General features: G+C 54.5%; 13 protein-coding genes. 8 read left to right on the top strand and 5 right to left on the bottom strand.

All coding sequences use genetic code 11. The features are described from left to right. The coding region (locus tag BUB13_RS16665) for an integrase core domain-containing protein (RefSeq protein ID WP_139249415.1) at positions 1-351 on the top strand (351 nt) is incomplete at its 5' end. Positions 352-414: 63 nt separating this feature from the next. Here BUB13_RS16665 and BUB13_RS16660 read toward each other — a convergent pair. Both BUB13_RS16660 and BUB13_RS16655 read right to left on the bottom strand, forming a co-directional pair. Continuing rightward, positions 415-1,332, bottom strand: a complete 918-nt coding sequence (locus BUB13_RS16660) for a putative 2-dehydropantoate 2-reductase (protein WP_072909902.1) — start codon at positions 1,330-1,332, stop codon at positions 415-417. An 11-nt stretch (positions 1,333-1,343) separates the two neighbouring features. After that, the gene (locus BUB13_RS16655; RefSeq protein ID WP_072909897.1) at positions 1,344-2,213 is read right to left on the bottom strand and encodes a tetratricopeptide repeat protein; all 870 of its coding nucleotides are present in this window, start codon (positions 2,211-2,213) and stop codon (positions 1,344-1,346) included. A 183-nt stretch (positions 2,214-2,396) separates the two neighbouring features. Between BUB13_RS16655 and BUB13_RS16650 the strand changes: the two genes are divergently transcribed. The 5 genes from BUB13_RS16650 (at position 2,397) to cysS (ending at position 7,300) form a co-directional block, all read left to right on the top strand. Then, positions 2,397-2,876 (top strand): CarD family transcriptional regulator, encoded by a 480-nt coding sequence (locus tag BUB13_RS16650; protein WP_084092246.1) that lies wholly within the window; start codon positions 2,397-2,399, stop codon positions 2,874-2,876. An 84-nt stretch (positions 2,877-2,960) separates the two neighbouring features. Further along, a complete protein-coding gene (ispD, locus tag BUB13_RS16645) occupies positions 2,961-3,674 on the top strand; it encodes a 2-C-methyl-D-erythritol 4-phosphate cytidylyltransferase (protein ID WP_072909900.1) in 714 nt (237 codons plus the stop codon). Beyond that, the gene (gene ispF, locus BUB13_RS16640; RefSeq protein WP_072909899.1) at positions 3,674-4,150 is read left to right on the top strand and encodes a 2-C-methyl-D-erythritol 2,4-cyclodiphosphate synthase; all 477 of its coding nucleotides are present in this window, start codon (positions 3,674-3,676) and stop codon (positions 4,148-4,150) included. Before ispD ends, ispF begins: the two co-directional genes overlap by 1 nt. 28 nt (positions 4,151-4,178) lie before the next feature. Then, entirely contained in the window at positions 4,179-5,840 is a 1,662-nt protein-coding gene (locus BUB13_RS16635) for a glutamine--tRNA ligase/YqeY domain fusion protein (protein WP_072909896.1), read from the top strand. A 14-nt stretch (positions 5,841-5,854) separates the two neighbouring features. Then, a complete protein-coding gene (cysS, locus tag BUB13_RS16630) occupies positions 5,855-7,300 on the top strand; it encodes a cysteine--tRNA ligase (RefSeq protein ID WP_072909895.1) in 1,446 nt (481 codons plus the stop codon). A 100-nt stretch (positions 7,301-7,400) separates the two neighbouring features. Here cysS and BUB13_RS16625 read toward each other — a convergent pair whose 3' ends face one another. Next, the gene (locus BUB13_RS16625; protein ID WP_072909894.1) at positions 7,401-8,387 is read right to left on the bottom strand and encodes a serine/threonine protein kinase; all 987 of its coding nucleotides are present in this window, start codon (positions 8,385-8,387) and stop codon (positions 7,401-7,403) included. A gap of 64 nt (positions 8,388-8,451) precedes the next feature. On the opposite strand from BUB13_RS16625, the gene BUB13_RS16620 reads away from it, so the two are divergent. Next, positions 8,452-8,763 (top strand): MGMT family protein, encoded by a 312-nt coding sequence (locus BUB13_RS16620; protein WP_072909893.1) that lies wholly within the window; start codon positions 8,452-8,454, stop codon positions 8,761-8,763. Here the strand turns inward: BUB13_RS16620 and BUB13_RS16615 are convergent. Next, the gene (locus BUB13_RS16615; RefSeq protein ID WP_139249413.1) at positions 8,760-9,380 is read right to left on the bottom strand and encodes a LysE/ArgO family amino acid transporter; all 621 of its coding nucleotides are present in this window, start codon (positions 9,378-9,380) and stop codon (positions 8,760-8,762) included. The two genes, BUB13_RS16620 and BUB13_RS16615, sit on opposite strands and share 4 nt — an antisense overlap. 104 nt (positions 9,381-9,484) lie before the next feature. On the opposite strand from BUB13_RS16615, the gene BUB13_RS16610 reads away from it, so the two are divergent. Then, a complete protein-coding gene (locus tag BUB13_RS16610; protein ID WP_072909892.1) occupies positions 9,485-10,375 on the top strand; it encodes a LysR family transcriptional regulator ArgP in 891 nt (296 codons plus the stop codon). Positions 10,376-10,584: 209 nt separating this feature from the next. Here BUB13_RS16610 and BUB13_RS16605 read toward each other — a convergent pair whose 3' ends face one another. Continuing rightward, a complete protein-coding gene (locus BUB13_RS16605) occupies positions 10,585-11,841 on the bottom strand; it encodes a diguanylate cyclase (protein ID WP_072909891.1) in 1,257 nt (418 codons plus the stop codon). Positions 11,842-12,041: the final 200 nt, after the last annotated feature.

The following is a 12,041-nucleotide window of genomic DNA, read 5'->3' as shown; positions in this document are numbered from 1 at the left end:
GCATTGCGTCAGGCGGCCAGGCAACGGCAGACACGGAGATCGTTGCTGCACCATTCCGATCGAGGCTTACAGTATTGCTCAGGGGTCTATCAGCAAGAACTGAAGCGTCATGGCATAACGCCATCAATGACAGATGGTTACGATTGTTATCAGAATGCTTTGGCTGAGAGAGTGAACGGCATATTGAAGCAAGAGTTTCTGCTCCACAAATGCCGTAATTTGCAAGAGCTGAAAGGGTTGGTTCGAGAATCGGTCGCTATTTACAACCGTTTACGGCCACACCTTAGTTTGAATATGCAAACACCGGAAGAAGTACATAAGAAAGCCACCTCCATGGGGGAGGTGGCTTAGGAAAAAACTGTCAACGTATTTTAGGACGTGACATTCCGTATCTGTAGAGAAAAAATCAGCGAGCTAAATGGGGCTTTCTCCCGCCTTTAACAGGGTGTAAAGCATTTGTGTTCGTGGCATGTTGATACCGGCAGCAGCAGCCTGCTGCAGCGGAATAGCATAAATCGCCTCCAGTTCCAACGGCCGGTTCTCCAGCCGGTCGATCATCATGCTCGGTTTATAGCCACCCATCTGATCGGTGAGATAGATCATTCTTTCGATAAATTCGCGACCGTCGATCGGTTGCTGCAGCTGTTGCGCGTTGCCGCCGGTGACAACTTCCTGCATGATCCTATGGGCCAGTTCGCGCCCTTCCGGCAGCGCGAGCACCTGATCAGTATCCTGTCGCAACAGGGCGCAGAGGCCGTTGAAAGGGATATTCCAAACCAGCTTCTCCCAACGTGCGCGACGCAGATCAGCGACAGCCTCACAGGGGACACCGGCTGTTTCGAACATCGCTTGCAGTATTTTGCTGCGCTCACTCAGCCCGCCGCTGAATTCGCCGAGACGGATTTTTCCCTCACCAAGGTGATGGACGTGCCCCGACTCACCACGGTTACTGCAAAGGAAGGCAACGCCGCCGAGGATATTTTCACCGCCGAACTCTGCTGCCAACAGCTCCTCGTTGCCGAGGCCGTTCTGCAGCGTAAGGATGGCGGTCTGCTCTCCGACCAGCGGGCGTACCAGGTTGATTAAATGGTCATTGGCAAAGGTTTTCAGGCCGACGATCACAAGATCGACTGGACCGATCTCATTTGCATTGGCAAAACCGGCGACCTGTGGCAGATAAAAATCACCGTTGACCGAATGGACATGCAGACCATTCTGCTGAATTGCGTGCAGGTCGCGACGCAGCAGGAAATTGACTCCCTGTCCGCTGCGCTGCAGCATCCCGCCGTAATAAAGCCCGAGAGCCCCTGAGCCGACAATTCCGATTCGCATCTTTTTTATCATCAGAAGTGGAACCTCGCTTGCAGCCAAGGGGTGCTATCGCGGAAGCCGAGCGATAATCCTGCGCGCTGCTGCAGCTGCTGTTTGAACTCATCTTCCCGCTCACGGTTGATCTTGTGGGCGTTGTTCATCGCGTTGTAGATGTTGCCGCCGTACCAGCCGATCTCGAACAGCGAGAGAATCCCGGCGACACTGTAGTTTTCATTGTTCCAGGCTTCGATGGCACCGTAAATAAATGCTGCGTTGAGGGCAAAGGCAACTGCGGCCTGCTTCGGTCGTTCGGTGTACAGTTGCCCGGCGCCCGGCAGAATCGCCGAAAGAGTCCCGGCAAGGTGGGGTGATTTTCGAGGCAGGGCGCGATAGCCAAGCATGAACTGTGCAAGTTCTTTTTGCTGTGTTTGCGGCAACTGGCTGAAGCTTTGTTCTGCTGCCTCCAGTTTCCTTTCTTCCAGCAGGCTGCGGCCGATCTGGAAATTGGCCAGTTCGGCATCCTGGGCCGAGGTCTCTTTCAGCTCTTGATAGCGCTGCTGAGCCAACGGATAGTCAGCGCGGTCAAAAGCGGAGTCGGCATAGAGCCGCCGGGCCTGCGTTGCTGCGTCGCTTTCCGGATAGCGCTGCCAGACTTTTTCCGCTGCCGCATCGCCTTGACTCCAGCGCTCACCGGCGTAAAGGCTTTGAGCAATTGCCAGCTGCGCCCGGGCAGCCCGGGTATCCTGCGGATGGTAGTGAAGAAAGCGTTTGTACTCGGTAATCGCCCGGTAGTGGTCACCTTCTTCCGCGAGACTGGCAGCAAAGCTGTACATATCGGGAGGCTCAGCACAGAGGGTGAGCGGGGCAAAAATTAACAGCAAGAAGGCCAGCAGGACAGGCATGGGATTATATTCCTGATCGGTTTGGTTAATGGGAAAATGGCAAGTGTGGATACTAACACAAGGAAAAAATGAACTTGGATTAGAATAGTTTTTCTTTTTGGATCAAATGCTTAACGGGATTCAATGTTTGACGAAAGCAGTCAGTTATGATACATTCATCCCTTCGAGCAAAGGAGTGTCGTTTTGTTTAAAATTGGAGATATGGCTGTGTATCCGACCCAGGGGGTCGGGGTAATCGAGAATATCGAGTCCCGTGAATTTTCTGGACATGAACAAAAATTTTATGTGCTGCGGATCGTTGATAGCGATATGCGCATCATGGTGCCGACTGGCAACGTCAGCAACGTTGGTATGCGTCGCCTGATCGACCAGAAGCACATTACCAGTGTTTTTGACGCACTGGCCGAGCCGAACGAGAGTGGCAAGATCGCATCCTGGAGCCGTCGTCAGCGCGAGTACAACGACAAGCTGAAGACCGGCGACCTGCTGGAAGTAGCCGATGTGCTGCGCGAGCTGTATCAGATCAGCTCGGCCAAGGAGCTGTCCTACGGCGAGAAGAAAGTCCTCGAGCAGGCCCGTAAGCTGCTGGTGACCGAAGTTGCCTTGGCAGAAGGCGAAAAAGAAGATCAAATCACCAAGCGGTTGGAGAATATCTTTCACTAACCGATGCTGACATGGCAGAATAGCGGACCAGGTGTTCAAGCACCTGGTCTTTTCTGTTTTTGGGCGACTTTTTACGGATTGATGATGCAAGCGACAGTGCTGATTCCCGCTGCCGGTATGGGCCGCCGGATGGGAGCTAAAGTCAATAAGCAGTACCTCGAACTGGCCGGTAAACCGATTCTGGCCCACACCCTGGAGCTGTTCGAACAGTCGGCGCAGATCGAGCACATTTATCCTATTCTGCCGGCCGACGAAATTGATTACTGCCGCGAACAGGTCATCGAAAAACACGGTTTCAGCAAAGTGCGAAAACTGGTTCCGGGCGGTGCCGAACGACAGGACTCGGTGCGAAATGGCTTGCTGGCTTTGCAGCAGGATAGTCTTGACCAACCGGAGCGAATCATACTGGTGCACGACGGTGCCCGGCCGCTGTTCAACCCGCAGCTATTACCGGAACTCCTTGCGATCATCGCCGAGCAGGGTGCCTGCATTATCGCTACCCCGGCCAAGGATACCATTAAAGAGGTGGATGCTGGTTTGATCTGCGGAACGCCAGAGCGCAAACGGCTCTGGCAGGCGCAGACGCCACAGGGCTTCCGCTACCAGCTCTTCGCCGAAGCTTTTGCTAGCGCCGACGCAGCCGGTTTTCTCGGTACCGATGACGCATCTCTGCTGGAGCGGATCGGCAAGACGGTCGCCATCCTGGCCGGTGATTATCGCAATATCAAGGTGACGACGCCGGAAGATCTGGTCATTGCCACCGCACTTCTTGACATGTACCGGGAGGAATCGGCATGATGCGCATCGGCCACGGTTACGACGTTCACCAGTTGGTCAGCGATCGGGATCTGATCATCGGTGGTGTGGAGATCGACTATCACTATGGCCTGCTCGGCCATTCCGATGCGGACGTCCTGCTGCACGCGATCTGCGACGCGATCCTCGGTGCTTTGGGAGAGGGAGATATCGGCAAGCATTTTCCCGATAGCGACCCGGCGTTTAAGGGGATCGACAGCCGCAAATTGTTGCGGCACGTGGTGGAGAAAATGCTCGGCAGCGGTTTCCGTATCGGCAACCTCGACAGCACCATTATCTGCCAGCGGCCGAAACTGGCACCGCATATCCCGCAGATGGTCGAACGGATCGCCGAAGATTGCCAGGCAGAAATCGGCCGGATCAACGTCAAAGCGACCACCACGGAAAAACTCGGCTTCACCGGCCGCGGCGAAGGGATTGCCGCCGATGCGGTGGTGCTGCTGGAAAAGATTGTTTAAGGCGACATTTTAGATAAAAGGAAAATCGATGAGCACAACCGAACCGACAAGCAGCTCGAATTTTATCAAAACCATTATCGACGAGGATCTGGCCAGCGGCAAACGCGACAAAGTGATCACCCGCTTTCCGCCGGAGCCGAACGGTTACCTGCATATCGGCCACGCCAAGAGCATCTGTCTCAATTTTGGTCTGGCGAAAGAATACAACGGCAAGTGCAACCTGCGTTTCGACGATACCAACCCGGTCAAGGAAGAGGACGAGTACGTCGAATCGATCAAGGAAGATGTCGCCTGGCTTGGTTTCGACTGGGGCAAGGAACCGCTGTTCGCATCCGATTATTTCGACCAGCTGCATGAGTGGGCGATCAAACTGATCAAAAAGGGGAAGGCCTACGTCGACAGCCAGTCGGCAGAAGCGATGCGGGAAAACCGCGGCACCCTGACGCAAGCTGGCAAGAACAGCCCCTACCGCGACCGCAGCGTCGAAGAGAACCTTGAACTGTTCGAGAAGATGAAGAACGGCGATTTTCCCGACGGATCACACATTCTGCGGGCGAAAATAGACATGTCTTCGCCGAACATGAACCTGCGCGACCCCGCCATGTACCGCATCCTGCATGCTCACCATCACCGCACCGGCGACAAGTGGTGCATCTACCCGATGTACGATTTCGCCCACGGGCAGGAAGATTCCATCGAGGGGGTGACCCATTCGATCTGCACTTTGGAGTTCGAGGATCATCGCCCACTCTACGACTGGTTCATCAAGGAGCTGGAAATCTTCGCCCCGCAGCAGATCGAATTCGCGCGGCTGAATCTTTCTTATACCGTGATGAGCAAGCGTAAGCTGCTGCAACTGGTCAACGAGAACTATGTCGAAGGCTGGGATGATCCACGCATGCCGACCGTTTCCGGCATGCGCCGCCGCGGTTACCCGGCCGCTGCCATCCGCAGCTTCTGCGATCGGATCGGTGTCGGCCGCAGCGCCAACTGGATCGATCTTTCTGTGCTGGAGGATTGCGTCCGCGAAGAGCTGAACGAAACCGCTTATCGGCGCCAGGCGGTACTTAATCCGCTTAAAGTCACCATCACCAATTACGATCAGATCGAGATGCTCGATGCGCCGAACCATCCGCAGCAGGAAGAGGCGGGCACTCGCCAGCTGCCGATGAGCAATGAGCTGTGGATCGATCGGGATGATTTCATGGAAGACCCGCCGTCAAAGAAGAAGTATTTCCGCCTCGGCCCCGAGCGTGAAGTGCGACTGCGCAATTCCTACATCATCAAGTGCGATGATTACGTCAAGGACGAAAACGGCGAAGTGGTTGAGCTGAAATGCAGCGCTGATCTTGACACCCTCGGCAAAAATCCGGAAGGGCGCAAGGTCAAGGGGATTATCCACTGGGTTTCGGCCCAACACGCGGTCAAGGTGCCGGTGCGGGTTTACGACCGCCTGTTCAACCAGGAGAATCCGGATAAGGCGGAGAATTACCTCTCGGCATTGAACCCGGAATCGCTGCAGGAAACCTTCGCGCTGGCCGAGCCGAGTTTGCTCGAAGCCAAGCCGGGCGAGACCTTCCAGTTTGAGCGGGTTGGCTACTTTACCGTTGATGCAAAAGATTCAAAAGATAACGCCCCGGTTTTCAATCGGACGGTGACGCTTAGAGATACTTGGGCTAAAGTCAAATAAACGGAGTAAATACAATGAGTCTGCGCGTTTACAATACCATGAGCGGCAAGAAGGAAGAGTTCCAGCCGCTGGTTCCCGGCAAGGTCGGTATGTATGTTTGCGGTGTTACCGTTTACGATTACTGCCACATCGGCCATGCCCGCGCCAATATCGTTTTCGATATCATTTTCCGCTACCTGCAGTTTGCCGGTTACGAGACGACCTACGTACGCAACTATACTGATGTCGATGACAAGATTATCAACCGCGCCAACGAGCGGGGCATCGACAGCAAAGCTCTGGCCGAAGAATTTATTACTGCGTTCGATGAGGATATGGATTCTCTCGGCTTGGTTAAGCCGACCTACGAGCCGCGCGCGACCGAGTACATCGACAAGATCATCGAGATCTGCCAGGTCTTGATCGACAAGGGTGTTGCCTACGCTTCCGGCGGTGATGTCTACTACCGGGTCGACAAGTTCGACGACTACCTCAAGCTGTCCAAGCGTAACATGGAAGAGATGCAGGCCGGGGCACGGATCGCCCCGGGCGAGCAGAAGGAAAACCCGATGGACTTCGCTCTCTGGAAGGGGGCCAAGCCGAACGAGCCGAGCTGGGAATCGCCTTGGGGTCCGGGTCGTCCGGGCTGGCACATCGAGTGTTCGGCAATGAGTTCGTCGCTGCTTGGTGATTCTTTTGATATCCACGGCGGCGGCCGCGACCTGATCTTTCCGCACCACGAAAACGAGATTGCGCAATCCGAGGCGGCCAATGACAAGCCGTTTGCCAAGTACTGGATCCACAACGGTTTCGTCAACGTCAACCAGGAGAAGATGTCGAAATCTCTCGGCAATTTCTTTACCATCCGTGACATCCTGAAAACTTACGATGCGGAAGTGGTACGTTTCTTCATTCTGACTTCGCACTACCGGTCGCCGATCGATTTCTCCGACCAGAACCTGCACGAAGCCCAAGCAGGCTTGAGCCGTTTCTACGAGGCACTGCTGACGGCCGATCAGGCGGTTGAAGGTGCACCGGAGTCGGATGTTGAAAGTACTCTGGGGGCCGAACTGGAAGCCAAGTTCCGCGAAGCGATGGATGACGATTTCAACAGCGCGCTGGCCATCGCTCACCTGTTCGAAGGGGTGCGGACGATGAATCGCCTCTGTGCCACCAAGAAGTTCAAGAAGAAGGCTGATCTGGTCGCCCAGGTGCGCGATCTACGCGCGACGGTTCTGAAGCTTGGCGATGTGTTGGGGATTTACAACTCTGATCCGGCGGCCTGGCTGGAGAAGGTGAAGCTGGCTGGTTTGGCTAAACTTGATATCACTCTTGAGGAGATCGAGGCTCAGATTGAGGCCCGGTTACAGGCTCGGGCGGATAAGGATTTCGCCAAGTCGGATGAGATTCGAGATGCTCTTGCCGAGCGGGGAATCGAGTTGCTTGATTCTCGTGAGGGGACGAGTTGGAAGTTGAAATAGGTTGATGAGAAGGGCTGCTCCGGAGAGCGGCCCTTTTTTTTTTGTTTGTCAAAGACAGGGTCGCGGGGGGCGCAACCCGCAGGTTTTTAAAAGACTCAGCTCAAAGGCTGAGCGCCGGCTCCATCAACGCCGCCATCTGCTCCCGCAACTCCAAAATATGCTCCCCCCAGTACTGCAGCGTCCCAAACCAGGGAAAGGTGCGAGGAAAAGCCGGATCATCCCAACGCGTCGCCAACCAGGCCGAATAGTTGATAATCCGTAACGTGCGCAACACCTCAATCAACTGCAGTTCCCGGAAATCGAAATCGTTGAACTCGTGATAGCCTTCTAAAATCTTCTCCATCTGCCGCCGCTGCTGTTCTTCCTCCCCCGACAACAGCATCCACAAATCCTGAATAGCCGGAGCCATCCGCGCATCATCGAAATCGACGAAGTTTGGTGCATCCTCACGCCAGAGCATGTTGCCGCTGTGGCAGTCGCCATGGGTGCGGATAAAGCGAACATCTGAAAACTGGGCGAAGCGCTCATCGATAATCTGCAGCAGGTCGCGGGTCAGGCTCTGGTAGGATTCGCGGTAATCGGCGGGGATGAAATTTTCGCAGATCAATTCAACATTTCGATGACCGAAGCTTTGGCTGTCTAATTTAGGTCGCTCAAAAAAGGGGGTGCGGGCCCCGATCAGATGGATGCGAGCGAGCAGGCGACCGAGCACTTTCAGGTGATCCAGGTTGTCCAGTTCCGGTGCATGTCCGCCTTTGCGCGGATAGAGGCCAAAACGGAAACCATCATATGCAAACAGGCTTGCCCCGGAATCGCTGCACCAAGGCGCTACGACCGGTAGTTCCTGTTCGGCTAACTCCCGGGTGAATAGGTGCTCTTCCCTGATCTGCTCATCCGTCCAGCGCTCGGGGCGGTAAAATTTGGCGATCAGTGGTTCTCCGTCTTCGATCCCGACCTGATAGACACGGTTTTCGTAACTGTTGAGGGCAAAAATCCGGCAGTCACAATAAAAGCCCTGCGTTTCGATCGCATCCATGATAAAGCTGGGGGTCAGCCTGTCAAAGGGGTGTTCGCTGGTTTCCTGCATCGATTCCTCGCGGCGAAAGTGTTCGGCAGGGAGTCTACCCCTGTGAAGGAAGAGATGTAAAGCAATGTCAAGTTCACTTTATCAACAGATTTACGATTTAGTGCGGCAGGTGCCACCCGGACGGGTAACCACTTATGGACAAATCGGCAGGCTGATCGGCTGTACAGCTCGCACCGTTGGTTTCGCCATGGCGGCGCTAGCGCCGGGAACCGATGTGCCCTGGCAGCGGGTGATCAACAGCCAGGGCAAGGTTAGCCCCCGCCGGGATGGCGAGGGCAATCTGTTACAGCAGGTCTTGTTGCAGGCGGAAGGAGTGCAATTCAGTCGCAGCGGGAAAGTCGACCTGCAGACGTATCTCCATCCGTTCCCTGGTTAAGCGATAAGCTGGCTCACTTCCGGCCAGATCAGCGATACAGCGATGGTCCACATGGTCAGGCAGACGAAACCGTCGAGGCAGCGCCAGGCGATCTGTTTGCGGAACAACGGTGCCAGCAACCCGGCGCCGAAACTCAAACTGAAAAACCAGAGGACTGAAGCGCTGATGGCGCCGGCGCCGAATAGTAGACGTTCGGAATCGGCCAGCTGGCCGCTGATGCTGCCGACCAGCACGATGGTGTCAAGGTAGACATGTGGATTGAGCAGGGTCAGCGCCAGTGTCGTGACCAGCAGTTTGCGGCGGGACAGGCTTTTTTCAGCGTCGGTCTGCAGGCTGCCACCCTGCAATGCTGAACGGAAGGAGCGGCTCCCGTACCAGAACAGGAATGCCGCCCCGCCCCAGGTGGCGGTCTGGGCCAGTTGCGGGTTGGTTGCGACCAGGGCACCGACACCGCTGATACCGATGATCATCAGAATGGCATCACACAGGCTGCAGACGAGTGCCGTTTGCAGCGGGTAATTCCGCCGTACGCCCTGCGACAGGACAAACGCATTCTGCGCACCGATGGCAATAATCAAGCCGCCGCCCAATCCCAGTCCCTGTAAAAAAGCAACCATGTCAATCTCCTGAAAAAACAGAATCTGACTGGAAAATAGGCCGGAGTCTTTAAAAAGTAAAATTAATCTTTTAGACATATGATTAGTTTTGCTAATGTATGTGTATGCTGGATTACAAGTTGATAGAGGCGCTGGCCAAAGTGGTTTCCGAAGGTGGTTTCGAGCGCGCAGCGAAGACGCTGTTCATTACCCAGTCGGCGGTGTCACAACGAATCCGCCAGCTGGAGGATCAGAGCGGTCAGCTGCTGCTGACCCGCAGTTCGCCGCCGCAACCGACCGAGGCCGGGAAAGCGTTGCTGAAACATTATCAGCAGGTTAAATTACTGGAGGATGGTCTTTCCGCCGAGCTGACAGCAGTAGCAGAACAGGGCCCGGCAACCTTGGCCATCGGCATTAATGCAGACAGCCTGGCCAGCTGGTTCATCAGCGCTATTCAGCCGCTGCTGCAGCAGTTCAACCTGCTGATCGATCTGCGTGTCGATGATCAGGAACAGACACATCTGTTTCTGCGCGAAGGCGAAGTGGTTGGCTGTATCAGCAACGCGTCGAAGCCGATGCAGGGCTGCCGGGTCGAATATCTCGGCGTGATGAATTATCGTATGCTGGCGGCACCAGATTTTGCTGCACGCTGGTTTCCGGATGGTCTGACGCTGGCAGTCGCAGAGAAAGCACCGGCAGTGATCTTTAACCGCAAGGATCGTTTGCACTATCAGTTCATGCAGCAGCATCTCGACGGACTGCCGGATCGCTTGCCCTGCCATTACATCCCCACTCCGGAGCAGTTCCTGCGAGTGATTTCTGAAGGCTACAGCTATGGTATGGTGCCGGACTGGCAAAGTGCCGAGCTGCGTAACAGTGGTGAACTGGTCGAGTTGATTTCCGGGGCGGTTTTTCCGGTTGCGTTGTACTGGCATTGCTGGAATCTGGATTCACCGGCATTGCACAGCTTTTCTCAACAGTTAGTGCATGGCGCGGAAATGTTGCTGGGGGGCTGAAAAAAGGCAAAAAAAGCCCCGCAGCTTGGAGGGAACTGCGGGGTTATGCTTTTTTTTTGGGAGGTCAATGAAAACGAAATATCTTGAGCCGCCTGCCACAACAGCCCTTTGATGGTTTGTAATCTATCCTCTTACGCTAACGAAATAAACGTGTGCTCGCGTAAAAAATCACTCCCGGATCAACGAAAGTGAACTGCGCGAATGCACAGTCAGGGATCGATCACCACCTTGTTTCGCCCTTCCTGCTTGGCTTGATAGAGCGCCTTGTCAGCCCGGCCGATGAAGCTGTCACGGGTTTCATGCTCAACGGGGTGGGCTTCAGTGACGCCGATGCTGACAGTAATGTGCAGCTTCTGTTTGCCAAGGACAAAAGGAGTTTTCTCCATTTGTTGACGGTAACGCTCTGCTGCTTTAATGGCGTCTTCCAAGGCTGTTTCCGGCAACAGGACGAGAAATTCTTCACCACCATAGCGGCAGAGGATATCGTACTCGCGCGCCAAGAGTCTTAAGTTGTCGGTAAAAAATTTCAGCACCTTGTCACCAACCAAATGCCCGTATTGGTCGTTGATCCGTTTGAAGTGGTCGATATCGAGCATCAGGCAGCTCAGGGGTTTGCCGAAGCGGCGATTTTTTGAAAGTTCTTCGTTTAAGCGTTCATAGGCAGCCCGGCGGTTGTAGAGTCCGGTCAAATTGTCAGTTGTGGCCGACAGTTCAAGTTCTGCCTGCGCGGTTTTCAGCTTGCGCATGAAATTTGTCGCCAGTAGTGCCAGTAGCGCAAGCAGGGTCGCAAGCACCAGAACTGCAGACAGCAAAGAGTACATCCTGGTTTCGCGCAGCTGATCGCGCACCTTCTGCATCGGAATGTTGATGCTGATGCCGCCACGAATATCCCCTTGGGCTAATTTCTGAAAAGCATGGCACTTGTTGCAACGCTGCTCGAATTTCACTGGCGCCATGTAGCGGTAGAGTGGACCTTTGTCGCTCTCTTCGATGGTGAAAACCTCTTTTTCCCCCTGCTCAAAAGCCAATAAAGCTTTCTGCTCGAAGTTGTCCGGCTGTCGACTGACTGGGCTGACCGGATCAAGGCTGGCTACGTGCAGCTCGAAAGCCCCCTGTTGCTCTGAAATCTGCGAAATTTCTCGCACCGCAATGGCGGGGTTGATCAGGGTGTAGAGGTTGCCATCTTCATCCTTAATATTGACTTTGATCCCTTTTTGTTTGCTCAGAAAGGGGTTCGGTTTCTCACCTGGTTTCGCTTTGACGTAGACGCCACCATGCATGGTGACCCACTTTCGGGTCAGGATCAGTTCGCTTAACAAGGCTCTCGCCTGCTGCAGCATGATGCTGTTGGTCAGCTTTTCGATCCTGGCGTGTTGAGTAAAGAAGACCGCAGCCATCACCAGGGAGATGATCAGAGTTGCTCCGATGAAATATTTTTTGACGAAGGCAAGCTGCTGTTTTTGCATCTGATTCCTTGCATGACAGGCAAGTGACAGGTTGATGTCATAGTTTAGCATCAAGTTCCCGGAGATCAAGATGTTTGTTTAGAATCTTCTAAGAAACCCTTGCCGCGACTGCTGTCTTGATGTTATTATGAGAATCCTCTAAAGAAAAAGAGCAGAACGGACGAATGGAAAAGAGGCGTTCGGGCGGCCAACAGCCTGGT

It is taken from the genome of Malonomonas rubra DSM 5091 (genome assembly GCF_900142125.1).
In the GTDB taxonomy this organism is placed as follows: Bacteria; Desulfobacterota; Desulfuromonadia; order Desulfuromonadales; family Geopsychrobacteraceae; genus Malonomonas; species Malonomonas rubra.
The sequence above is the reverse complement of the archived record's forward strand: the minus strand, read 5'-3'. Positions and strand labels throughout refer to the sequence as shown.